The sequence below is a fragment of the Streptomyces sp. NPDC003300 genome (assembly GCF_040610915.1).
Classification (GTDB): domain Bacteria; phylum Actinomycetota; class Actinomycetes; order Streptomycetales; family Streptomycetaceae; genus Actinacidiphila.
On record NZ_JBEXNE010000001.1, the window covers coordinates 362,155 to 383,845 of the forward strand.

Below are 21,691 nucleotides of genomic sequence, written 5' to 3' on the forward strand. Positions count from 1 at the left end.
GGGCCCTTCAGTTTTCGGGCAGCAGTCGGGATGGCGAAGCAGGTGGAGATGTTCAGCAAGGCGACGAGGAGCCGTCCGAGCGCGCGCCGGAGTGGTCCGGCCGGCTCTGACTGGTCTCCGTACGGCCGCCTGGAGGACGCCGCCGACGCGTATTTCCTGCACGCGGACGTCGCGCTCGACGCCATCGAGGGTGTGCTGGGCCGCCGCCGCGTGCGCGGCTTCACCCTGGAGCGGGTGGTCGACCTGACCGAGGCGGGCACCTCGGTGTGGCAGGAGGCCGCGGTGTGCGACGGGCGGCGGCTGATCCTGTGGCACAGCGAGGAGTTGGCGGACGACAAGGCGCCGGGCGGCACCGTACTGGACTCGTCGGTGCAGGTGCTGCCGCTGGACTCGATCGGGCACGTCGGGATGCGCACCCTGGTCGGCCGCGACGAGGGCGGGCAGCGGATCGACCGCGGGGTCTATCTGGTGCTGGCCACCGCGATGCCGCACGAGATGAGCGCGGTGCAGGCCGACCCGGACTCACCGCTGCCGGTCGCCTCCGCCAAATTCCGCCCCGAGGCGTTCCGTTTCAGCAAGTCCCTGGACGACGGCGGCGCCGGGCAGATAGCGCGACTCATCGCCTTCGGGCGGCTGTTGGGGCGGCTGGTACCGAGCTGAGCGCGGCGCTGGGCCGGGCCGGGCCGTCATGAGGACGGGCGCTGGGCCGCGTCGAGGCGGGCGCCGCGCACGGCCCCGCGCGCGTCGAGCGGCACGGGGCCATGACCGGCCCATCGGACCGACATCAGCACGGGGCCGTGGCCGGCCCCCTTCGGGCCGACCCGTCGTCACGTCCTCGCCTTACGCCCCCGCGAGCCCGGCCCGCTCCAGCGCCTCGACGCCCGCCCGTACGCCCGCGATCCGCTCGTCCCGCGTGAATCCGGCGGGCGTGATGTTGAGCGTGGTGACCCCGGCGTCGGCGTACTCGCGCAGCCGGTCCGCGATCCGGTCGACCGTGCCGAGCAGGCAGGTGGAGTCGATGAGGTCCTGCGGCACGGCCGCCCCCGCGCCGTTCTTGTCGCCCGCCAGGTACTTGTCCTGGATCTCGGCGGCCTCCTTCTCGTACCCCATGCGCTGCGCGAGCTGGTTGTAGAAGTTCTGCTTGCGGCTGCCCATGCCGCCGACGTACAGCGCGGTGTACGGGCGGAAGATGTCGGCCAGCGCCGGGACGTCCTCGCCGAGGGCGAGCGGCAGGGTCGGGCTGACGTCGAAGCCGTCCAGCGTCAGACCGGCCTTCTCGCGCCCGGCCCTGATGTGCCGCAGCGCGGTGTCCTCCAGGTGCGCGGCGGACGGGAAGATCAGCAGGGCGCCGTCGGCGATCTCGCCGGTCTGCTCCAGGTTCTTCGGGCCGATCGCGGCGATGTAGAGCGGGATGTGCTCGCGCTCGGGGTGCACGGTGAGCTTGATCGGCTTGCCGGGGCCGCCGGGCAGCGGCAGCGTCCAGTGCTCGCCCTCGTAGCTCAGCCGCTCGCGGGACATCGCCTTGCGGACGATCTCCACGTACTCGCGGGTGCGGGAGAGCGGCTTGTCGAACTTGACGCCGTACCAGCCCTCGGAGACCTGCGGGCCCGACACGCCGAGACCGAGGCGGAACCGGCCGCCGGACAGCGAGTCCAGGGTCGCGGCGGTCATCGCCGTCATCGCGGGGGCACGCGCCGGAATCTGGAAGATCGCCGAGCCGACGTCGATCCGCTCGGTCTGCGCGGCGACCCAGGAGAGCACGGTGGGGCCGTCGGATCCGTACGCCTCGGCGGCCCAGCACACGTCGTAGCCGAGCCGGTCCGCCTCCTGGGCGACGGCGAGGTTGTCCGCGTCCATCCCGGCGCCCCAGTAGCCGAGGTTGATCCCGAGCCGCATACCGCTCCTCTTTCCGCCGCCGTATCGTCGCTGTCGCGTCGTCGCTCTCGCGTCCGTCGCTGTCAGGTCGTCGCTGTCATGTCACCGCCGTCGTCCGCCGACATACTGGCGAGTAACGTCGTTGTACCTCCGGACTGTAGCGCCCCGCCGCGGCACGGGGCCCTGTCAGGTACGTCACTGCCGCCCATTCGGCCGGTGCGGGCAGTAATCTCAGCGCCCATGGAGCATAGGCACCTGGGCCGCACCGGGTTGCGCGTGTCCCGACTCGGTCTCGGCACGCTCACCTGGGGACGCAACACCGGCGAACGCGACGCCGCCGACCAGCTCAAGGCGTTCTGGGACGCCGGGGGCAGCCTGGTCGACACGGCGGACGTGTACGCCGACGGCGGCGCCGAGTATCTGCTCGGGCGGCTGATCGAGGATCTCGTGCCGCGGGCCGATCTGGTGATCTCCACCAAGGCGGGCAGCGTGCCGGACCCCGACCGGCGGTTCGACGCCTCGCGCGGACACCTGCTGTCCGCGCTCGACGCGTCCTTGCAGCGGCTGGGCACGGACTACGTCGACCTCTGGCAGGTGCACGCCTTCGACCCCGGTACGCCCACGGAGGAGACGCTCCAGGCGCTGGACATCGCCGTCAGCTCCGGCCGCGCGCGCTACGTCGGCGTCTCCAATTTCTGCGGCTGGCAGCTCGCCAAGGCCGCCGCGTGGCAGCTCGCCGCGCCCGGGCGGACGCCGCTGGCCAGTACGCAGATGGAGTACTCGCTCCTCCAGCGGGGAGTGGAGCGCGAGGTGCTGCCCGCCGCGATCGACCTCGGGGTCGGCCTGCTGCCCTCCTCGCCGCTCGGCCGCGGTGTGCTCACCGGCAAGTACCGCAACGGCACGCCGCCCGAGTCGCGCGGCGGCTCCGACGACATGGCCGCCTTCGTCGCCCCCTACCTCGACGAGACCGCCCGGCTCATCGTGGACGCCCTCGCGATAGCGGCCGACGGCCTGGCGGTCTCCCCGCTGCACGTCGCCCTCGCCTGGGTACGCGACCGGCCCGGTGTCGCCGCCCCCATCCTCGGCGCGCGCAACGCGCAGCAGCTCATCGCCTCGTTGTCAGTGGAGGCGCTTACGCTTCCGGAAGAGATCTGCCTGGCGCTCGACGACGTGTCAGCACCCCTGCACCGCTATCCGGACCACGACTGGAGCACGCTCTGAACGGCACGCAAGCCTCCCGCCGGTCCACCACCCCACGGAGGCCGCAGTGACCGAGTCCCCCACTCCCCCGCCCCGCGCGGACACCCCGCCGCCGAGCGGCCCCGCCGAAGGCCCGGCGAACCCACCGGCCGCCGCGGACGGGCCGTCCTCCGGGGGCGGCTCGCGGACAGCCCCGCAGGAGCGGCCCACGGGCACGGCGTCCGCCGCGGTGCCGGGGAGCCGTGCCGCCGCCAAGCCGGTCGCCGACGTGGCCGCGCTGGCCGCCGCCGTCCGCTCGATCGAGCGCGGCGACAATCCGGCGGCGCCCGCGCCGCGCGGTGACGCGGCCGAAGCCCGCCGCAAGCGGCGCGAGGCGATGGCGGCGGAGGCCGCCACCATGCAGGCCGCGGAGGCGGCGGAGGTCGGCGCCGGTGCCCCGGCGGGGACGGACGGCGCGCCGGAGGCCGAAGCGGAGGCGACAGACGACGCCCAGTCGTCCGTGGAGGCGACGGACGGGAGCGGGGACGAGGACGGCGCCGAGGAGCCGTCAGGGGCCGGAACGGAGGCGTCCGAGACGGGAGTTACGGCCCCGGACGCGGGGGCGGACGGACCCGCGTCGGGAGCCACGGGTCCTGCCTCGGGGCCGCGGCCGTCCGCCGGGGCCGACGCGCCCCAGAGCGGAGTCACAGGCCCCGGCACCGCTCCGCAGGCGTCGGCCGGGGCCGATGGCCCTCAGGACGGGCGCGAGGGCCACGGCGAGGCTCCGGCGGCCTCCGGGGCGGGCGCGGCGGCCGGTGTCGAGGCGCGGCCTCGGGCCGGCGCGGGCGCGGCGTCCGGCGGCGGGGCGACTGCGGCCGGGGCGCGGGTGCGCGAGGGCGGCTTGCGGAAGGCGGCCGTTGATCCGGCGGCCGTCGCGGCGGCGAAGGCCGTGCTGGAAGAGGGCGGCGCGCCAGGGGAGTTGGCGGAGGCGGCGGTCAGGGCGCTCGGGGAGCGGGCGGGGGAGGCGCTGCGGGAGGACCCGTGGCTGGTGCTCGGCCTGCCCGGCGTACGGGTGGAACCGGCGGACACCTTCGCCCGCGCGCTGCTCGGCGCGCAGTGCCGCCCGGACGACGAGCGGCGGGCGAACGCGCTGGTCGGCTGGCTGCTGGAGCGCGCCGCCGAGAAGGGGCACACGGCCCTGCGGTCGGCAGAGCTACAGGCGGAGCTGGCGGCCCGCGCCGTACCGGACCCGGCGGCGGCCGTGGCCTCCGCCGTGGCCGACGGCCAGGTGCTCGTCTTCCCCGAGCACCCCGCGCACCCCGCGACGGCCTCGGAGGCCGCGAGCGAGGAGGAGGACGAGGGCGAGGACGGCGCGGCGGACGTACCGCTGCTGATCGGCCTCGACCGGTACGCGCTGGCGGAGGAGAGCCTGGCCGACGGCTGTGTGCGGCTGCTGCGCTCCTTCGAGGGCGACCACGGCACGGACTGGGAGAAGGCCGCCGCGGGCGCGCCGTCGAAGTCGGCGGCGGAGCTGATCAGGGCCGCCGCGGGCAGCGGCCTGGTCGTGCACTCCGGCGGCGAGGCGGCCCGCGAGGAGCCGACCGCCCTGGTGGCCGCGGCGCGCGCGGCGGGCCTGCGGGCGTACGCCGCCGCGTACACGGCGAACGGCAGGCGGCGGCTGGCCGAGGCGCTCGGCGAGGACGCGGCCGTGACGGTCGAGGCGCTGCTGGCCGGTACGCAGGGCCCCGGCAGGTCCGGCGACGGTGCCCTCGCCCTGGACCTGCTCGCGGTGCTCGACGCCCAGCAGTTGGGCATCGAGGAGGCCGCCTCGCTGGTGGAGGCGGTGCCGGACGGCGCCCGGCTGGTGTTCAGCGGCGACGAGCACGCGATGTGGTCGGCGGGCCCCGGTCTGGCCTTCGCCGACATGCTGGCCGCCAAGTCCTGCCCGCGGGTCGCCTCCCGCACCCCGGACCCCGGTCCGATCGGCGAGCTGGTCTCGCTCATCGGCATCGGCGAACTCGCCCCGGTCGAGGCCCCGGACAAGGAGGTCGTCGTCGTCCCCGTACGCGACCCGCGCGAGGCCGTGCACCGTACGGTGCAGCTCGTCGCCGACTCCGTACCGCGCGCCATCGGCGTACCGGCGGAGCGGACCCAGGTGATCACGCCGGGGCACGGCGGCGCGGTCGGCACCCGCGTGCTCAACGCGGCGCTCAAAGAACGGCTGAATCCCGGCCCCGGCCGCTTCGCCGGTTTCGACCCCGGCGACCGCGTCGTCCACGTGCCGGTCCCCGGCCGTACGCTGCCCGGCACGGTCGTCGGCGCGGAGCCGGACGGACTGCGGCTGGAGTGCGAGGACGGCCCGGTGCTGGTGCCGCGGGCGGACGTGGCGACGACCGTACGGCACGCCTGGGCGATCACCGGGCACCAGGCGGCCGGGATGCGCTGGCCCGCGGTCGTGGTGGTCGTACCGGGCGACGCGGGGCCGCTGCTCACCCGGTCCTGGGTCTACACGGCGTTCGCGCGCGGTGAGCGGCACCTGTCGGTCGTCCAGGGCGCGGATCAGGGCCTGGCCCAGGCCGTGGCCGGTCCCCAGGCCGCGCCGCGCACGACCCGGCTGGTGACCGTGCTGCGGGAGCTGGCCGCCGACTGACGGGCGGCGCGGGCCCCGTACGGCTCAGCCGCCGCCCACCACTTCCCCGGCGGCTCCGTACGGCTCAGCCGCCGCCCACCACCGGCCCAGCGGCTCCGTACGGCGTCCCGCCGCCCACCGGCTCCGGACGCGTCTGGGGGCGGACAGCGCCCGCTGTCCGCCCCCTCCTGGCGCTCGGGCGACCCGCTCAGTCCGGGTCGAGCACGCTCAGCTCGTCGTCGAAGACGGCGCTCACGTCGAAGCGGCAGATCACGAGTTGCGGGTCGGCCTGCTCGAAGGGCGCGTCCAGCCACTCCCCCGGTTCCGCGGCCTCCGGCACGGCCGACACCCACACCGTGGAGTCGCCCTCCTCCAGGCCGAACTCCTTGTGGCGCTGGGCGATCTCGTCCGGCTCGTACTCGCCGAAGATCACCCCGACCGCCGCGTTCACCGTGGCGTCCGCCGCGCCGTCGCCGTCATCGGCCCTTCTGGCCTGCGCGAACAGCCGGGAGGGCTCAACGATCGTGTAGTCGCGGCGGATCAGCACACTGATGGCCTCCGGGTCCTCGGGACCGGTGTACTCCGGCAGCGAGTCGCCCGCGGGCACCTCGAAGGGAGTCACCTCGTCGTAGGTGTCGTACAGCAACTCGTCATACGACTCGGCGGCCGAAGCCAGCGACTCGAACGCCGCGTAGACGGCGGGATCGTCTTCGCCCGTACGGTTCTCGATCGCCTCGAGGTGGCGGTCCAGCGCGGCCTTGACCGCCTCGACAGCGGCTCGGACCTCGGCAACGGTGGGCTGCACGTCATCAGACATGAGGCAGACGCTATCCGCACCGGGGCGTTGCCCGCACAATAGATGCGATGCCGGAATACGAATTCAGAGAGATGTACGTCGCACGCGGGGTCTCCCGCAAGGACGCGACACGACTGCTCACGGACGAGGCCGAGTACGGGCACTGGGAGCTGGACCGGGTGCGCCTCTACCCCGACGGCAGCCGCAGGGTGCGGTTGCGCCGCCGGATCATCCGCCAGGTGCGGGCCACATGGTGAGACGCGCGACGGTGGGACGCGGGGTCCGCCGCAGACACGGCCCGGCCCCGGAGCGCGGCATACGCGCTTCCGGGGCCGGTTCCGACGGTTCGGACCACAGGGGTTCCGAACGCCTTCGGACTACTTGTTGACGCAGTAGTTGCCGAAGGCCGGGTTGAGCAGACCGATCACGGAGACCGTGTTGCCGCACAGGTTCACCGGCACGTGCACGGGGATCTGGATCAGGTTGCCGGACAGCACACCGGGCGACTGCACAGCGGCGCCCTGGGCGCCGGAGTCGGCGACAGCCATGCCCGCACCCGCGAGCACGAGACCGCCGGTGACAGCCGCAGCGGCTACGACCTTCTTGATCATTTTCTTCCTCCTGATTGACAAGTGCGGTCCCAGCCGCGGACCACACACGTCGTAACGAAGCCGGAGGAATAGAGCTACGAAAGCACTGGATCATTCACTCGTCCCAGCGATCCGGGCCGCCCGTACTCGTACGGGCGGCCGAACCGTCAGCAGTTCTCGATGAAACGATCGAGCACCCGGACCCCGAACCGCAGGCCGTCCACCGGCACCCGCTCGTCAACACCGTGGAACATCCCGGCGAAGTCCAGCTCCGGCGGGAGCTGGAGCGGCGCGAAGCCGAAGCAGCGGATGCCCAGGTCGTCGAAGGACTTCGCGTCGGTGCCGCCGGAGAGCATGTACGGCACGGCGCGCGCGATCGGGTCCTCCGCCTTGAGGGCGAGCTGCATGGCGTCCACCAGGGAGCCGTCGAAGTCCGTCTCCAGCGCCTTGTCGGAGTGCACCGACTCGCGCTTGACGCGCGGGCCGAGGATCCGGTCGAGGTCGGCCAGGAACTCCTCCTCGTAGCCCGGCAGGAAGCGGCCGTCGACGTGGGCGGTGGCCTGGCCGGGGATCACGTTCACCTTGTAGCCCGCGCCGAGCATCGTCGGGGCCGCGGTGTTCCGCAGGGTCGTGCCGATCATCTTGGCGACGCCGCCGAGCTTGGCGAGCGTCGTCTCCATGTCCTCCGGGTCCAGCTCCACCCCGAAGGCGTCCGACAGCTCGTCGAGGAAGCCGCGGACGGACTTGGTGACGCGGACCGGGAACTCGTGCCTGCCGAGCCGCCCGACGGCCTCGCACAGCTCGGTGATCGCGTTGTCGTTGTTGGTCATCGAGCCGTGCCCCGCGGTGCCGTCCACCGTGAGCCGCATCCAGTGCATGCCCTTCTGGGCGGTCTCGATCAGGTACAGCCGCAGGTTCTCGTTGACGGTGAAGGAGAAGCCGCCGACCTCGCCGATCGCCTCCGTCACGCCCTCGAAGAGGTCGGGGTGCTTGTCGACCAGGTGCCGGGCGCCGTACACACCGCCCGCCTCCTCGTCCGCGACGAAGGCGAGCACGATGTCGCGCGGCGGCTTGCGCCCGCTGCGCAGCCGGTCGCGTACGACCGCCAGCGTCATCGCGTCCATGTCCTTCATGTCGACCGCGCCCCGGCCCCACACGCAGCCGTCGGCGATCTCGCCGGAGAACGGGTGGTGCGTCCAGTCGTCCGCGTTGGCCGGGACCACGTCGGTGTGCCCGTGGATCAGCAGCGCGGGCCGCGAGCGGTCCTCGCCCTCGATCCGCGCCACCGTGGAGGCCCGGCCCTGGTGCGACTCGAAGATCCGCGGTTCGAGGCCCACCTCGGCGAGCTTCTCCGCGACGTACTCCGCCGCCGCCCGCTCTCCCGGCCCCGAGTGGTCGCCGTAGTTGCTGGTGTCGATCCGGATCAGCTCACTGCACAGGTCGACGACCTCGTCCTCGCCCGTGACCGTCCCGTTCTCCGCCCTGCCCGGCCCCGACTCGCTCACGCTGTCTCCTCGCTCGTTGCCTGCCGCGTCCGCCCACCACCCGGGCGACCGCGGCCGATGCCTCCCCCCATCCTCCCCCGACACCCCCACCCCGCCCAAGGCTCCCCTCCGGGCCCTCACCCCGGGCCCCGCGCACAGCCCCTTCGTCGGCCCCCTCGGCCCGCTCCGCGCCCGTGATCGACGTGACCGGATCTTTGCTATGGTTTACCTCGTCGCCACGGCCCATAGGCCGAGGTGACACACCCCGTCCGGGTGGCGGAATGGCAGACGCGCTAGCTTGAGGTGCTAGTGCCCTTTATCGGGCGTGGGGGTTCAAGTCCCCCCTCGGACACATCTTCTCTCCTTACAGGGCCGCCTTCGGGCGGCCCTTTTCGGTGTCCGGCGCGCGGGCTCTGCGGTGGCCGGGCGCGCGGGCTCTGCGGCGTCCAGGCGCGCGGCGGCGCCGTGGGGGTGGAGGGCCGGGCGGGGAGTCATCTCCACCCTTGGTTCCACCCCTGGGTCCAGGTGCTTCGTGCCTGGTCGCAGCAGTCTTGGGGGCATGACATCGACCGAGTGGATCACCGACATCGCTCTTCTCCTCGTCGTCTTCCGGCAACTGCGGGAAGGCCGACTCGACCTCAAGACCTTCCTGATCCCGCTGGGCATCGTGGCCTTCGTCGCGAACTCGTACCTGGACACCATTCCCACCGCGGGCAACGACCTGGTGCTCATCGGAGTGCTGATGAGCGTGGGCGCCGCGCTCGGCGTCGCCGGCGGCATCTACACCCGCGTCCGGACCGTCGGCGAGCACGTCCTGATCAAGGCCGGCGCCGTGTCGGCGATCTTGTGGGTCGTCGGCATGGGGGCGCGGATGGGCTTCCAGTTGTGGACCGAGCACGCGGGCGGCGCCCACCAGGTCGCCCAATTCAGCGTCGCCCACCACATCACCAGCGATCAGGCGTGGGTCGCGGCGTTCGTACTGATGGCGCTCACCGAAGTCGTGACGCGGCTCGCCACCATCTTCATACGGAGCCGGATGCAGATGACGCCGCGCGCCGTGCCCGTCCTCAGCCGCAGGGCCTGACCGTGCGTTATGTTCTCCCCGTGCCCGCGACAGACAGCCCCCCGCCTCCTGGGAAGACCGTGGCCCAGGAGGCGGGGGCGCGGCAGGTGCCGGGGCAGGACCCGTGGATGCAGTGGGCGATGACCCTCGGGGTCGTCGTCGCCGGAGTCCTGACGATCCGCCCCCTGGGCTTCAGCGGCCGGGGGCTGGTCGTCGCCGTCCTGCTCGTGATCAACTCGGCGGTGCTGCTGGCCCGGCGCCTGCCCGAGGACAGGATTCCCCAGGGCCTCGTGCTCCCGTGGCTGACGGTCGGCATCGCCGCGGCGGTCGCCCTGATCGGTGTCAGCCGCAGCGGTACGGGCTATCTCTTCGCCTTCTTCCTCGCCGGTCACATCGGATACCGGCTGGAGACCAGACCGGCTCTCGTCCTCGCCGGGATCTGCAGTCTGCTCTGCGGCGGGGTGCTGTACTTCCGTCTCGGTCCCGGGCACGACGAGCTGCCCTGGGTGCTCGGTCTGGCCACCGGCACTCCGGTGCTGGTGGGCATACTCAACCGCAGCCAGCGCCAGGCCGTACAGGCGGTGATCGCGGCGGCCGAGTCGGCGGAGCGCGCCGCGCGGGCCGAGGCGCGGACGGCCGCGCTGACCGAGCGCAGCCGGATCGCCCGGGACGTGCACGATGTGCTGGCGCACTCGCTGGCCGGGATCAACATGCAGTTGGAACTGGCCGACGCGCTGCTCGACACCGGGGACCTGGAGAAGGTCAGGGAGGCCAACGACAAGGCCCACGGTCTGGTGCGGGAGAGCCTCAAACAAGCGCAGTGGACGGTGCACGCGCTGCGCGAGGACTCGCTGCCGCTGCTGGAGAGCCTGACGGCGATGCTGGAGTCGTCGGGGCACCGCGATGTCCTCACCGTCACCGGGACCGCCCGTGAGGTCCCGGCCCGGGTGGTCCAGAATCTCCTGCGTATCGCCCAGGAGGCGCTGACCAACGCCGCCCGGCACGCTCCCGGCGGCGATGTCGGTGTGGAGCTGACGTACGCCGCCGCGTCGATCACGCTGGCGGTGCACAACGGCCCCGCCACGCGCGAGGTGAACGCGGTGGTCGGCAGCGGCATGGGGCTGATCGGAATGCGCGAACGCGTCGCCCTGCTGGGCGGGACGGTGACGGCGGGGCCGGTCACGGCCGGTGCCGACCAGGGCGGCTGGAAGGTGGAAGCGGTGATTCCGGTATGACCGAACCGACCGAGAGGCCGCGGCGGCTGAGGGTGGTCGTCGCCGACGACCAGGCCGCCGTACGGGAGCCGCTCGCCGCGGTGCTCGGGCTGTCCGAGGACATCGACGTCGTCGCGTCCGCCGCGGACGGGAGCCAGGTGCTGGCGGCTGTCGCCGCCGGGCCGGTGGACGTGGTGCTGATGGACCTGCGCATGCCGGTGATGGACGGGATCGAGGCGACCCGGCGGCTCGGCGAGGAGCACCCGGACGTGGCGGTGGTCGTACTGACCACCTTCGCCGACGACGACTCGATCCTCGGCGCGCTGAGCGCGGGCGCCCGCGGCTATCTGACGAAGAACGCGGGGCGCCAGGACATCATCCGGGCGATCCGTGCCGCCGCCGCGGGGCAGTCGGTGCTCGACCGCGAGGTGCAGAACCGGTTGCTCGCCTCCGTCAGGACCAAGGCCCCGATGGTGGGCCAGGCCCTGCCGGAGGACCTCACACCCCGCGAACGCGAAGTGCTCGCGCTGATCGGCCAGGGCCTGCCCAACCGCGGCATCGCCGAGAAGCTCTTCATCAGCGAGGCCACCGTCAAGACCCACATCAACAACCTCTTCGCCAAAGCCGCGATCCGCGACCGCGCCGACGCCGTCCGCCGCGCCATCGAAGCGGGCCTGACCTGACCCGGCCGGGGAACCGGGGCTGGTGGGGCGGCGGGTGGGGGGACGGGGGGCCACTAGCATGTGGGCATGTGGGCGTATGTACCGGCGGTGCTGTTCTTTCTGGGGTTCTGTGTCGGAGTGCTGCGGGAGCGGCGTCGGTTCAGCAATGCGATTCTGCTCGGGCTTTCACCCGTCTTCGCGCTGGGTGCGTGGCTGTTTGACATAGGCAGGGAACACCCGACGTTGGGCAATGATCTCGGGGTGGCGCTGCTGACGCTCATGGCGGTGGGCGTGGTCGCCATGTCGTGGTTTCTGATTTCCAACGGCGTCGCCATGGTGCGGAAAGAGGGCAGAAGTCCGGCCAATCTGCTGTCCCTGCTGGCCGGGTTCGCGCTGCTGGCGCTCATAGCGCTGTTGATCACCGCGGTGGTGATGCACACCCGCGCGCTGCTCGTGGTCGCGGGGACGGCCACCGTCCTCGCGGGGTATGTCGTCTTCCTCTTCCTCTGTTTCATCGTCTACGGGTCGCTCTACGGATGGTTGACCGTCCGCCGCAAGACCGACTACGTCGTGGTTCTCGGCTCGGGGCTCATCGGCGGCACCAAGGTGCCACCGCTGCTGGCCAGCCGCCTCGACCGGGCCCGTACGGTGCACCAAAGGCTCTCGTCGCGCGGCAGGCGGCCGGTGCTGCTCACCTCCGGCGGACAGGGCCCGGACGAGAAGCTGCCGGAGTCGCACGCGATGGCCGACTACCTTGTGGCGCAGGGTTTTCCGGCGGATCTGATCGAGCGCGAGGACCGGTCGACGACCACCGAGGAGAATCTGCGCTTCAGCAAGTCCATCATGGAGCGGAACAAGGCGGACTACCGCTGCGTCGTCGTCACGAACAATTACCATGTCCTGCGCGCCGCGGTGACCGCGCGGCGGCTGGGCGTCAGAGGACATGTCGTGGGGGCGCCGACCGCCGCGTATTTCTGGCCGAGTGCGACCATTCGCGAATTCGTCGCGATGCTCATGACGTATTGGCGCACCAATCTCACCATCTGCCTCCTCGTTTTCGCGGGAGGCTTCTTCATCTGGTGGCTGAGCTGACTGCCGGACGGGCCCCGCGTCCGCGACGGCCGCTCGCCCGACGGCTCGTCACCGCAGATTAAGCCGCTTCATGACCTGAGGGTCGAGGGCGCCCGCGCGGCGCCGGAAGGCCGAGACGGGCACGCGCCGCAGCTCGTTGGTCTCCAGATAGCTCTGCCGGCCCCGGGCGTCGTCGACGGTGCCCGCGGGAAGCGGTACGACTCCGGGCAGCTCCTCGTGGTGCTGAGAGGTGATCTTGGCGACCCGCGCGGTCCCGCCGCGCACCGAGACGACCAGGCAGGGACGGTCCTTCGAGCCGGCCGTGTCCTCGTACGGCACGTCCGCCCACCACACCTCGCCCCTGCGCGGCGCGGCGCCGCCGCCGGACGCGCCGCCCGACCGCCGTACGGGGGTTTCTCCGCTACGCCGCACGCGTCCGGCCGCCACCACGGCGGCCACCAGCGCCACAACAACCACGGCGCCCAGGACGACCCACATCGGCGTGCTCATCGGCTTCTCCTCTTCGTGTACGGGGGTGCGGACGAATGTACGGACGGCAGGACCGGCCGACACCTGCCCCGGTCGTGCGCCGCGACAGCGGTGAGTAGTGGCATGCTTGCGCTGTGGACACAGCGAAACTTGAACTGGCAGCGCACCGCTACGCCGAGGCCGAGGACGCCCTCCAGGCGGCGGCGATCGACCTCAAGGCCGAGAGCGCGGCGGTCCTCGCCAAGGGCGGCGACGAGCACGAGGTGGCGGACGCCGTCGGCCGCCCGCCCGAGGAGATCCGCGAGCTGTGAGCGCGCGCGACCTGTGAGCCGCGCGGTCCGCTTTCCGGCGCCGCTCAGACCTCGCGCCACCGCGCGTTGGCCCAGGAGAACAGCCCGAAGGCGATCAGGCCGACCGCGATGAGCACCAGCAGCCACGGGCCGACCGGCGTATCGGCGAACGAGCGCAGCGTGTCGTCCATGCCCTTGGACTTGCCCGCCTGGTGCTTGACCGCCGCGGCCACGGCGAATCCGCCGGCCGTGGCGAACAGCACGCCTCGCGCGGTGCCGCCGAACATGCCGAGGAAGTCCACGGCTTGGCGCTGGCGCCGCGACATCTGGCCCATCTTCAGGTGCTTGTGGAACTTGCGCATCAGGGCACGGACCGCGATCCACACACCGACACAGAAGACGGCGACACCGGCGACGGCGACGATCCACTGGCCGCCCGGCCAGTCGAGCACCTTGGCCGTCACGTCGTCGGTCCTCTTGTCGGTCGACCCGCTGCCGCTGCTCTTCTCACCGGCCGCGTAGGCGAGCACGGAGTACGAGACGAAGGCGTAGAAGACGCAGCGGCCCGCGGCCATCGCGCGCTTGGTGGGCTTGTCGCCGTCGGGTCCCGCCTGTCCGAAGGCCGCTTCCGACAGCCGCCACAGGGCCATTCCGGCCAGGGCTATGCCCAGCAGCCACAACAGGACGTCCCCGAACGGCTTGTGCGCGATCTCGGCGAGCGCGCCGCCGCGGTCGGCCTGTTGGCCTCCGGCGTCGGAGAAGGCGATGCGCACCGCCAGTGCGCCCACCAGGATGTAGATCACCCCTCGGGCCGCGAACCCCGCGCGGCCCGCGACGGCGACCGCCTTGCTGTCGGCCGCGCGTCTGGCGTTGTGACGGCCCGTCGATGCTGCTGCTTGCGTCTTCACACAGGCCGACTTCCCCGATCGGCGGAGTTGAGGCACCCGCTATGGAACGACGTCCTTCGCGTCCCCCGAACCGTCCTGCGCGGGTAGCCCGACGCCGGGCGGCGGCGTACCGCTTGCCGTATCCGTCGCCGTACCGGTGGGCGAGGGCACGGTCGGCGGGTCGAACCTCACCTCGACGTGCTGGAAGCCCTTGAAGACCTCCGTGGCGGCGTACGAGGTGTACACCTCACGGTCCGCGCGGCTGAGCACCACATTGTCGGTGAACGGGGTGAGCAGGCTGCGCGGCCAGAGCCGCCGGGCCCGCACCGCCGCCACCTCCGCGGTGAGGACGAAGATCAGCGCGCCCAGGTAGATCCAAGTGATCAGGCCGAGGACGATCCCGAACAGCCCGTACGTGGCGGTCGCCCCGCGCAACTCGTGCCGGACGTAGTACGTGCCCGCCCACTGCACGAACTGCCAGGCCAGCGCGGCGGCCAGCGCCGTACCCGCCGAGGAGCGCAGCCGTACGGTGCCGACCGTGAAGTAGCGGTACGCGAACAGGAGCAGGCCGGTGTTGACGGCCGTGGACAGTACGGTCGCCGCGATCCGCAGCAGGACGACGGGGTGGACGCCGAACGCGCGGGCGTCCGACGCGAGCGAGGTCAGCGCGGTGGTGGCGGCCAGGCCCACGCCGAAGACCCCTACCACCAGCAGGCTGCGCAGCCGGGAGCGCAGCGGGTTCGGCCGGTCGTGGCGCGGCACGGCCCAGATCTTCAGCAGGGTGTTCTGCGCGGCCTGGGCGACACCGAGCGCGCCGTACAGGCCGCCGATCACACCGGTGACGACCGCGAGCGTGTTGCCGTGGAACGACCGGATGTTCTCGCCGATCTGATCGCCGATCACCGGGAACTGGTGCAGGGCCGAGTCGACGACCTGCTTCTGGAAGTGCGCGTCGTTGTGCAGCAGGAAGCCGAGCACCGACACCAGGAGCAGCAGCACGGGGAAGACCGACAGGAAGGCGTAGTAGGCGATCAGCGCCGTGAGGTAGCCGCCCTGGTCCTCGCCGAATTTGTACACCACCGCCAGCGGCAGCCCGATCCAGGTGTGCTCGCGCTGATAGGCGTCGAATCTTCGGACCATGCCCACGATCGCCACCACTTCGTCGTCGTCGGGCCTGCCGCCGCACGTCACGCGGCTTGGTCCCTGTCACGGCGGTTTCCCCGTGAGCGCCGGTACAGACCACGGGGCAGGAGGCGGGCCGTGGAGGTGACCTCCGTCTTCTGCGGGTGACCGGTCCCTGACCTCCTGCGGCCCCCGCCCGCGGTCTCCGGTGCGCTGTGCGGTCACAGCCAGCCGCGCTCGCGGGCGAGGCGCGCCGCGACATGGCGGTTCTCGGCGCCGACCTTGGTGGCGGCGGACGACAGGTGGTTGCGTACGGTGCCGACCGAGAGCATCGCGCGGGCGGCGATGTCGGCGACGGGCGCCCCCTCCTCGGCCATGGCGAGCAGTTCCGCCTCGCGGGGCGTCAGCGGGGAGTCGCCCGCGGTGATGGCGTCGGCGGCCAGCTCCTGGTCGACGTAGCGTCCGCCGTCGTGCACGGTACGGATGATGCGGGCGAGCTGCTGCGCGGAGACGGTCTTGGGTACGAAGCCGCGCACCCCCGCGCTCAGCGCGCGCTTGAGGGCCCCGGCCCCGGCGTGGCTGGTCACGATCATCGTCGCGCAGTCGGGGAGTTCGGCGCGCAGGTGTTCCGCGACGCTGATTCCGTCGCCGCGCGGCATCTGGAGGTCGAGGACGGCGACGTCCGGCCGGTGGGCCCGTGCCATGGCGAGGGCCTCGTCGCCGGAGCCCGCCTCGGCGGCGACGAGGATGTCGTCCTCCAGGGCGAGCAGCGAGGCGAGCGCTCCGCGGATGAGGTGCTCGTCGTCGGCGAGCAGGACCCTGATCATGGTGTTTCCTCCCACGGGATGGTCACGGTCAGGCGGAAGACGCCGGCGGAGCGTTCGCTGGTCGTGAGTGTGCCCTGGAGCTGCGTCAGACGCTCTTCGAGTCCGGCGAGACCGCTTCCGGCGAGTGTGGTCCCGTCCGCGGAGGCCGCGTCCGCCGTGCGGCTGCCCGCCGCGGTGGCGGGCCCGTGGCCGCCTCCCGCGCTCCCCGCGCGGTGGCCGCGCCCGCCCCGGTGGTCGCTGCCGTCGTTCTCCACGACCAGCGTGACAGCGCCCTCGCCGGTGTCGCGCAGGGACACCTCGCAGCGGGTGGCGTGCTGGGCGTGGCGCAGCACATTGGTGACGGCCTCGCGGATGACCCAGCCGAGCGCGGTCTGGATGTCGTCCGGGAGGCGGGCGGCGGGACCGTCGCTGATACGGCAGGGAATCCCGGCGGCCTTCAGGACCTCGCGGGCCCCCGCGAGCTCGGTGTGCAGGTCCGCGGTGCGGTATCCGCGCACGACGGAGCGGATCTCGCGCTGGCTGTCCTGCGCGATGCGCTGCACCTCGTACATCAGGTCGACGGCCTCGGGGCTGCCGCGTTCCGCGAGCTTCGCCGCCAGTTCGCTCTTCAGGGCCACCACGGCGAGGTTGCGTCCGAGGATGTCGTGCAGGTCGCGGCCGAAGCGCAGGCGTTCCTCGGCCACGGCCAGGCGGGCCTGGGTCCCGCGGGCCGCGGCCAGCTCCTCGATCAGGAGCACGCTCCAGCCGGAGGCCCGCAGGGCGAGGGCCATGAACGGGACGAGGAACAGGGTCCCGCCGACGACCACCGCCAGCGACTCCCCGCGCAGTCCGGTCGCGAAGACGGCGACCAGCGAGCCCAGCGTGACGGCCGAGACCAGGGCCGTACCCGCCCGCAGGGACAGCGCCAGCATGGGCGGGCCCGCGTAGAACATCATCAGCCACAGCACGTACGGCGCGAGGTCCTTCCCCTCGACGCGGTCCTTCGCCTGCAACACGCAGCCGACCGCGACGGCGGCGACCGTGACGGCGGTGTAGAGGGCGGCCAGCAGGTACGGCCGGGGCGCCAGGCCGATGTAGGCGCAGAGCCCGGCGCGGGAGAGCAGTGCCTGGACGACGACGTGGGCAGCGCCCAGGACAGCGACCGCGATCCAGAGCGGGCCCACGTCGTTCGTGACGACCCACAGCGTCCACAGGCCCGCCTCGAACAGGGCGAAGCAGGAGAGGGAGTTCAGGGTGTAGCGACGGTAGCGGTCCGTGCCGTGCCGGTGGCCGAGCCACTCCACCCAGCTCTGCACGCTCGCCAGCCCGGCCGTTCCCGTGGGTCCCGTCGTGGTCCCTGTGGTTCCCGCAGTCACCGTCGCCCCTTCGTCCCTTCGTCCTTCGAGTCCTTGAGTCCTACGAGTACGGCACCGTGCGCGCCCGGCCTTCCCGTCGGCCGCGCGGGCGCTCAGTGCCGAGGCTCCCAACGGAACCACTTCCGTACGCCGAGCACGGCCACGCCGATCCACACCAGGGCCGTGAGAGTGAGCCGGAGCTGGTCCGTCCCGTCCACATTCCCCGTCCAGCCGCCGCGCAACAGGTCCATGACCGGGGTGAACGGCAGGAACGCACCGATGCGCGCCACCGTGTCCGGCAGGGTGTCGCGGGGCAGGAACATCCCGGAACCGGCCATGCTCACCAGCATGAACGGCAGAAAGGTCAGTTGGGCGCTCTCAGCCGTCTGGGTGAAGGCGGCGGTGAGCGCGGCGCCCACGACCAGCAGCACGATACCGAGGAGCAGGCCGAGGACCAGCAGGTGAGGTGCCTCGGGGGCGGGCATGTCGAGCAGGACGGCGAGTCCGACGCCGAGCAGCAGGGACTGCACGACCGCCATCAGGACCGCGGGCAGCGCGCCGCCGGTCAGGATCTCGGCGTCGCGGACCTCTCCCGAGCGGAGCCGCTTGAGGACAAGGCCCTCGCGGCGGGTGACGTACACGCCGACCATGTTGGTGTAGATCGCGAAGAACAGCGCCATGCCGAGGGCGCCCGGCACCAGCACGGTGGCGACGGACAGGCCGGTGCCGCCCAGGTCCAGGCTCTTCACGGCGCTGCGCATCGACACGGCGATGACACCGGGCAGGACGAGGGCCGTCATGAGGGCGGCCTTGCTGCGGACCAGCAGGATCAGTTCCGCGCGGCCGAGCGCGGCCAGGCGTTCGGTGCTCTTACGGGACCGGCGCGCGGTGTCCGTGGGCGCGGTGGTCGTCGTGGTCGCGGAGGTCATCGCGTCGTCTCCTGGTGGTCGTCGGCCCGGTGGGTGGCCCGGTGGTCGGCTCGGCGGTCGGATCGCTGCTGTGTGCGGTCGCCGCCACGGTGCTCGTCCGGGTGCTCGTCCCGGTGGTCGAGCTCTTTGGCGATGTCCATGAACGCCTCTTCCAGTGACGCGGAACGGACGTCGAGGCTGGTCAGTTCGACGCCCTGGTCACGGGCCCAGCACAGCAGCTCGGTGGTGGTGTGCTGGAGGTCGCGGGTCTCCAGGCGCATCTTCTGCCCGGTGACCTCGTGTGCGGTGACGCCGATCGACCGCAGCGGCGGCAGGTCGGCGGGGAAGCGGCCCCAGGGCAGTTCGAAGGTGATCCGCGCGGGCCGCTCGGCGACCACGTCCGCGACGCGTCCGGTGCTGGCGATCCGGCCCGCGTGCATGATGGCCAGCCGGTCCGCCAACTGCTCCGCCTCTTCGAGGTAGTGCGTGGTGAGCAGCACCGTGGTGCCCTGCCGCTTCAGCTCTCCGATCAGCTCCCAGGTGTCGTGCCGGGACTGGGCGTCGAGACCGGTGGTGGGCTCGTCGAGGAAGAGCACCTCCGGCCGTCCGAGCAGCGCGAGCGTGAGGTCGAGGCGGCGCCGCTCGCCGCCGGAGAGCTGCTTGACCCGGACCCCGCGCCGCTGCTCCAGCCGCGTCAGCTCCAGGGCCTCCGCCACGGGCCGGGCACCGCTGGTGCAGCCCGCCCACATGTCGACGGTCTCCGCGACGGTCAGCTCGGTGGGGAAGCCGCCCTCCTGGAGCATCACTCCGATGCGGGGCCGCACCGCGGCACGCTCGCGGTAGGGGTCGGCGCCCAGCACCCGTACGGTTCCCGCGCTGGCGGGCGCCTGCCCCTCCAGGATCTCCAGTGTCGAGGTCTTGCCCGCGCCGTTCGTCCCCAGCAGGGCGAACAGCTCGCCCCGCCCCACGCTGATGTCGACGCCGCGTACGGCCTCGAAGCCGCTGTAGCTCCGCCGCAAGCCGGTGGTTTCGATGACTGTGTCCATGTCTCAAGGCTGTCCGCCCGTCGGCGCTTCGGGCCGTGTGGTCTGTCATGACTGTTCATGACGAATGTCATGGGCGGGGACCGCCACGGACCGGGCGGGGCCGCCGCGCCGTAAATCGCTCCGGGTGTCGTCCCCGCCCGTGCGAGGATGCCGCCATGCGGTCACGGCTGCCCCTCGGGGAGAAGTTGCGGGACGAGTTGGGGACGCCCCGGTGGGGCCGCCGGCTGGGGAGCAGTCCGCGCTCGCGGGTGTGGCGGGCCGAGCTGGCCGGAACTCCCGTGGTGGTCAAGCAACTTGTCGACGCGCCCGAGGCCGACGAGAGGTACGCCCGCGAGGTGGCCGCGCTGCGGCTCGCGGGCCGGGTCGATCCGCCGGTCGTGCCGACGCTGCTGGGCACCGACGCGCGGGAACGGGTGCTGGTGCTGGAGTACGTGGAGCACCGGCCGCCGCGCGAGGAGTGGATCGTCGACTACGCCGGGGCACTGGCCCGGCTCCACGCGGCGACCAGCGGCGATGCGGACGGCAGCGACGACAGCGACGGCTCGGACGTACTCCCCGCCTGGTCGGGCCCGGCGCACACGGACGTCGACTCCTTCCTCGGCCTCGCCCAGGCCCTCGGCGTCGCCGTACCGCCCGCCGTACGCGGCGAGTTGGACGACCTCGTGGACCGTACGTCACGGGCGCGGGGCCGCGCTCTGCTGCACGGCGACCCGTGCCCCGGCAACGACATGCACACCGACGACGGCGTCAGATTCATCGACTTCGAGCAGGCCGCGTTGGGCGACGGAATCGTCGAACTCGCCTATCTGCGCGTCGGTTTCCCGACCTGCTGGTGCGTCACCGCCCCCGCTCCCCCGCTGCTGGAAGCGGCGGAGGCCGCGTATCGCGACGCCTGGCGCCGGGCGACGGGCACGGATGTCCCGGGTGATCTCACCGACGCCTGCGCCGGTTGGCTGCTGCGCGGTGACGCGCTGGTGCAGCGGGCCGAGCGCGGGACCACCGACCGCCTGGCCCTGATTCCGCACCAGGACTGGGAGTGGGGCACGGTGACGGCCCGTCAGCGGCTGGTCCACCGGCTCAGCGTCGTCGGCCGCGTGACCGCCCGAGAGGGCCGCCTGCCGGCTCTCGGCCGTCTGGCCCCCGCGATGCGCGAAGCGATGCTGACCCGCTGGCCCGCCCTTCAACCGCCGCCCGCCCGCAGGCCGTAGAACAACGGCTCGCGCGCCGCCGGGACGCCGACGGGCCCGCCCGGCGCCGGTCACTGCGCACGGCGACCGACTTCGCCGTGCCGACGAGGGCCCCCGCTCCCTCGTCGCCGCTATCGGTCCGGCCGTGGGGTCAGGCTGTCGCGGAGGGCTCCGGGGCGTCCTGGGGGAGGGTGACGGCCAGGGCCGCGAGGACGCCGCCGTCGACCGGGATGTCCGTGCCGGTGACGAATCCGGCGCGGGTGCCGGCCAGGAAGGCGATCACCTCGGCGACCTCGCGGGGCTGGGCTATGCGCCCTATCGGGTGGCTGCGGCCCCACTCCCCGAGCAGTCGCCGCACCCCTTCGTCGCTGCCGTCGCTGAACCGTGCCGCCGAGTGGCGCAGCATCGGGGTGTCGACGGAGCCGGGGCAGACGGCGTTGACCCGTACCCCGAAGGGGGCCTCGTCCACGGCCATCGAACGGACCAGCGCGTTCAGCGCGCCCTTCGCCGCCGCGTAGGCGGCCACGTTGGACTGCGCGGCGCGCGACTGCACGGACGAGACCACGACGACGGAGCCGCCGGAGGCGCTGCGCCGCAGGTGGGGCAGGGCGGCGCGGGCGGTCAGGAACACTCCCTTGACGTTGACGGCGAACACCTCGTCCCAGGTCTTCTCGTCGGTGTCGGCGACCGTCCCGTAGCGCTGGATGCCCGCGGACGTCACCAGCACGTCGAGGCCGCCGTACTCGCTCACGGTCCGCGCCACCGCCGCGGCGACCGCGTCGGGATCCGAGACGTCCGCGACGACGGGCAGCGCCCGGCCGCCCGCCTCCGCGATGGCCGCGGCCGTCTTCTCCGTGTCGTCGGCGTCCACACCGCAGACGGCGACAGCGGCGCCCGACGCGGCCAGCAGTTCCGCGGCGGCGCGGCCGATACCGCTCGATCCGCCCGTGACCAGCGCGACGCGACCGGCGTGTTCCTCACTCATACGTTCCCTCTCCAGTCCCACGGTGTTCGCCAACCGGAGCGCCTGCGCGGCCG

22 protein-coding genes and 1 tRNA gene are annotated in these 21,691 nt (G+C 72.7%); 11 read left to right on the forward strand and 12 right to left on the reverse strand.

Going from position 1 to position 21,691, the window contains the following annotated elements:
• The first annotated feature begins 30 nt into the window (after positions 1-30).
• Positions 31-660 (forward strand): hypothetical protein, encoded by a 630-nt coding sequence (locus tag ABZX65_RS01365; protein WP_355333075.1) that lies wholly within the window; start codon positions 31-33, stop codon positions 658-660.
• Between the two features lie 180 nt (positions 661-840).
• Here ABZX65_RS01365 and ABZX65_RS01370 read toward each other — a convergent pair whose 3' ends face one another.
• Positions 841-1,896: an LLM class F420-dependent oxidoreductase gene (locus ABZX65_RS01370; protein WP_355333077.1), complete on the reverse strand. Its 1,056-nt coding sequence runs from the start codon at positions 1,894-1,896 to the stop codon at positions 841-843.
• Positions 1,897-2,115: 219 nt separating this feature from the next.
• Between ABZX65_RS01370 and ABZX65_RS01375 the strand changes: the two genes are divergently transcribed.
• Both ABZX65_RS01375 and ABZX65_RS01380 read left to right on the forward strand, forming a co-directional pair.
• The gene (locus tag ABZX65_RS01375; RefSeq protein ID WP_355333079.1) at positions 2,116-3,096 is read left to right on the forward strand and encodes an aldo/keto reductase; all 981 of its coding nucleotides are present in this window, start codon (positions 2,116-2,118) and stop codon (positions 3,094-3,096) included.
• Between the two features lie 355 nt (positions 3,097-3,451).
• The gene (locus ABZX65_RS01380; RefSeq protein ID WP_355333588.1) at positions 3,452-5,704 is read left to right on the forward strand and encodes a helix-hairpin-helix domain-containing protein; all 2,253 of its coding nucleotides are present in this window, start codon (positions 3,452-3,454) and stop codon (positions 5,702-5,704) included.
• A 187-nt stretch (positions 5,705-5,891) separates the two neighbouring features.
• Here ABZX65_RS01380 and ABZX65_RS01385 read toward each other — a convergent pair whose 3' ends face one another.
• Positions 5,892-6,500, reverse strand: coding sequence for a hypothetical protein (locus tag ABZX65_RS01385; RefSeq protein ID WP_355333082.1), 609 nt, complete (start codon positions 6,498-6,500; stop codon positions 5,892-5,894).
• A 47-nt stretch (positions 6,501-6,547) separates the two neighbouring features.
• Here ABZX65_RS01385 and ABZX65_RS01390 point away from each other — a divergent pair, with 47 nt between their 5' ends.
• Positions 6,548-6,736 carry a DUF5703 family protein gene (locus ABZX65_RS01390; protein WP_188283518.1) on the forward strand — a complete coding sequence of 63 codons (189 nt, stop codon included), beginning with the start codon at positions 6,548-6,550 and terminating at the stop codon, positions 6,734-6,736.
• 120 nt (positions 6,737-6,856) lie between these two features.
• On the opposite strand, the gene chpH is transcribed toward ABZX65_RS01390, so the two are convergent.
• Positions 6,857-7,090 (reverse strand): chaplin ChpH, encoded by a 234-nt coding sequence (chpH, locus tag ABZX65_RS01395; protein ID WP_355333084.1) that lies wholly within the window; start codon positions 7,088-7,090, stop codon positions 6,857-6,859.
• A 146-nt stretch (positions 7,091-7,236) separates the two neighbouring features.
• Positions 7,237-8,574, reverse strand: coding sequence for a M20/M25/M40 family metallo-hydrolase (locus tag ABZX65_RS01400; protein WP_355333086.1), 1,338 nt, complete (start codon positions 8,572-8,574; stop codon positions 7,237-7,239).
• Between the two features lie 246 nt (positions 8,575-8,820).
• Between ABZX65_RS01400 and ABZX65_RS01405 the strand changes: the two genes are divergently transcribed.
• The 5 genes from ABZX65_RS01405 to ABZX65_RS01425 all read left to right on the forward strand — a co-directional run bounded on the left by ABZX65_RS01405 (position 8,821) and on the right by ABZX65_RS01425 (position 12,584).
• Positions 8,821-8,905, forward strand: a tRNA-Leu gene (locus ABZX65_RS01405).
• 207 nt (positions 8,906-9,112) lie between these two features.
• Positions 9,113-9,637 (forward strand): hypothetical protein, encoded by a 525-nt coding sequence (locus ABZX65_RS01410; protein ID WP_355333088.1) that lies wholly within the window; start codon positions 9,113-9,115, stop codon positions 9,635-9,637.
• Positions 9,638-9,744: 107 nt separating this feature from the next.
• Positions 9,745-10,851, forward strand: coding sequence for a histidine kinase (locus tag ABZX65_RS01415; RefSeq protein ID WP_355333591.1), 1,107 nt, complete (start codon positions 9,745-9,747; stop codon positions 10,849-10,851).
• Positions 10,848-11,513 (forward strand): response regulator transcription factor, encoded by a 666-nt coding sequence (locus ABZX65_RS01420; RefSeq protein WP_355333091.1) that lies wholly within the window; start codon positions 10,848-10,850, stop codon positions 11,511-11,513. The genes ABZX65_RS01415 and ABZX65_RS01420 overlap by 4 nt, the downstream gene beginning before the upstream one ends.
• A 66-nt stretch (positions 11,514-11,579) precedes the next feature.
• Positions 11,580-12,584 carry a YdcF family protein gene (locus tag ABZX65_RS01425; protein ID WP_355333093.1) on the forward strand — a complete coding sequence of 335 codons (1,005 nt, stop codon included), beginning with the start codon at positions 11,580-11,582 and terminating at the stop codon, positions 12,582-12,584.
• 48 nt (positions 12,585-12,632) lie between these two features.
• Here ABZX65_RS01425 and ABZX65_RS01430 read toward each other — a convergent pair whose 3' ends face one another.
• Positions 12,633-13,073: a type II toxin-antitoxin system PemK/MazF family toxin gene (locus tag ABZX65_RS01430; protein WP_355333095.1), complete on the reverse strand. Its 441-nt coding sequence runs from the start codon at positions 13,071-13,073 to the stop codon at positions 12,633-12,635.
• Positions 13,074-13,186: 113 nt separating this feature from the next.
• Here ABZX65_RS01430 and ABZX65_RS01435 point away from each other — a divergent pair, with 113 nt between their 5' ends.
• Complete coding sequence (locus tag ABZX65_RS01435) at positions 13,187-13,363, forward strand: hypothetical protein (protein ID WP_355333097.1); 177 nt, start codon at positions 13,187-13,189, stop codon at positions 13,361-13,363.
• 44 nt (positions 13,364-13,407) lie between these two features.
• On the opposite strand, the gene ABZX65_RS01440 is transcribed toward ABZX65_RS01435, so the two are convergent.
• From ABZX65_RS01440 to ABZX65_RS01465, 6 genes are all read right to left on the reverse strand, one after another.
• Positions 13,408-14,250, reverse strand: a complete 843-nt coding sequence (locus tag ABZX65_RS01440) for a DUF1206 domain-containing protein (protein WP_355333099.1) — start codon at positions 14,248-14,250, stop codon at positions 13,408-13,410.
• Positions 14,251-14,289: 39 nt separating this feature from the next.
• Positions 14,290-15,420: a YihY/virulence factor BrkB family protein gene (locus tag ABZX65_RS01445; RefSeq protein WP_355333102.1), complete on the reverse strand. Its 1,131-nt coding sequence runs from the start codon at positions 15,418-15,420 to the stop codon at positions 14,290-14,292.
• 152 nt (positions 15,421-15,572) lie between these two features.
• Complete coding sequence (locus ABZX65_RS01450) at positions 15,573-16,178, reverse strand: response regulator transcription factor (protein ID WP_355333104.1); 606 nt, start codon at positions 16,176-16,178, stop codon at positions 15,573-15,575.
• Positions 16,175-17,533, reverse strand: a complete 1,359-nt coding sequence (locus tag ABZX65_RS01455; protein WP_355333106.1) for a histidine kinase — start codon at positions 17,531-17,533, stop codon at positions 16,175-16,177. Before ABZX65_RS01455 ends, ABZX65_RS01450 begins: the two co-directional genes overlap by 4 nt.
• A gap of 92 nt (positions 17,534-17,625) precedes the next feature.
• Complete coding sequence (locus ABZX65_RS01460; protein ID WP_355333109.1) at positions 17,626-18,441, reverse strand: ABC transporter permease; 816 nt, start codon at positions 18,439-18,441, stop codon at positions 17,626-17,628.
• Positions 18,438-19,466 carry an ABC transporter ATP-binding protein gene (locus tag ABZX65_RS01465; RefSeq protein WP_355333111.1) on the reverse strand — a complete coding sequence of 343 codons (1,029 nt, stop codon included), beginning with the start codon at positions 19,464-19,466 and terminating at the stop codon, positions 18,438-18,440. The genes ABZX65_RS01460 and ABZX65_RS01465 overlap by 4 nt, the downstream gene beginning before the upstream one ends.
• Positions 19,467-19,621: 155 nt before the next feature.
• On the opposite strand from ABZX65_RS01465, the gene ABZX65_RS01470 reads away from it, so the two are divergent.
• Positions 19,622-20,674 (forward strand): aminoglycoside phosphotransferase family protein, encoded by a 1,053-nt coding sequence (locus ABZX65_RS01470; protein WP_355333113.1) that lies wholly within the window; start codon positions 19,622-19,624, stop codon positions 20,672-20,674.
• Positions 20,675-20,804: 130 nt separating this feature from the next.
• On the opposite strand, the gene ABZX65_RS01475 is transcribed toward ABZX65_RS01470, so the two are convergent.
• Entirely contained in the window at positions 20,805-21,638 is an 834-nt protein-coding gene (locus ABZX65_RS01475) for a glucose 1-dehydrogenase (RefSeq protein WP_355333115.1), read from the reverse strand.
• Between the last annotated feature and the right edge of the window lie 53 nt (positions 21,639-21,691).

Excerpts from the sequence above, each read along its gene's own strand:
- ABZX65_RS01365 (WP_355333075.1), top strand. The coding sequence starts at position 31 with ATGGCGAAGCAGGTGGAGATGTTCAGCAAGGCGACGAGGAGCCGTCCG.
- ABZX65_RS01370 (WP_355333077.1), bottom strand. The coding sequence starts at position 1,896 with ATGCGGCTCGGGATCAACCTCGGCTACTGGGGCGCCGGGATGGACGCG.
- ABZX65_RS01375 (WP_355333079.1), top strand. The coding sequence starts at position 2,116 with ATGGAGCATAGGCACCTGGGCCGCACCGGGTTGCGCGTGTCCCGACTC.
- ABZX65_RS01380 (WP_355333588.1), top strand. The coding sequence starts at position 3,452 with ATGGCGGCGGAGGCCGCCACCATGCAGGCCGCGGAGGCGGCGGAGGTC.
- ABZX65_RS01385 (WP_355333082.1), bottom strand. The coding sequence starts at position 6,500 with ATGTCTGATGACGTGCAGCCCACCGTTGCCGAGGTCCGAGCCGCTGTC.
- ABZX65_RS01390 (WP_188283518.1), top strand. The coding sequence starts at position 6,548 with ATGCCGGAATACGAATTCAGAGAGATGTACGTCGCACGCGGGGTCTCC.
- chpH (WP_355333084.1), bottom strand. The coding sequence starts at position 7,090 with ATGATCAAGAAGGTCGTAGCCGCTGCGGCTGTCACCGGCGGTCTCGTG.
- ABZX65_RS01410 (WP_355333088.1), top strand. The coding sequence starts at position 9,113 with ATGACATCGACCGAGTGGATCACCGACATCGCTCTTCTCCTCGTCGTC.
- ABZX65_RS01415 (WP_355333591.1), top strand. The coding sequence starts at position 9,745 with ATGCAGTGGGCGATGACCCTCGGGGTCGTCGTCGCCGGAGTCCTGACG.
- ABZX65_RS01420 (WP_355333091.1), top strand. The coding sequence starts at position 10,848 with ATGACCGAACCGACCGAGAGGCCGCGGCGGCTGAGGGTGGTCGTCGCC.
- ABZX65_RS01425 (WP_355333093.1), top strand. The coding sequence starts at position 11,580 with ATGTGGGCGTATGTACCGGCGGTGCTGTTCTTTCTGGGGTTCTGTGTC.
- ABZX65_RS01430 (WP_355333095.1), bottom strand. The coding sequence starts at position 13,073 with ATGAGCACGCCGATGTGGGTCGTCCTGGGCGCCGTGGTTGTTGTGGCG.
- ABZX65_RS01450 (WP_355333104.1), bottom strand. The coding sequence starts at position 16,178 with ATGATCAGGGTCCTGCTCGCCGACGACGAGCACCTCATCCGCGGAGCG.
- ABZX65_RS01460 (WP_355333109.1), bottom strand. The coding sequence starts at position 18,441 with ATGACCTCCGCGACCACGACGACCACCGCGCCCACGGACACCGCGCGC.
- ABZX65_RS01465 (WP_355333111.1), bottom strand. The coding sequence starts at position 19,466 with ATGGACACAGTCATCGAAACCACCGGCTTGCGGCGGAGCTACAGCGGC.
- ABZX65_RS01470 (WP_355333113.1), top strand. The coding sequence starts at position 19,622 with ATGCGGTCACGGCTGCCCCTCGGGGAGAAGTTGCGGGACGAGTTGGGG.
- ABZX65_RS01475 (WP_355333115.1), bottom strand. The coding sequence starts at position 21,638 with ATGAGTGAGGAACACGCCGGTCGCGTCGCGCTGGTCACGGGCGGATCG.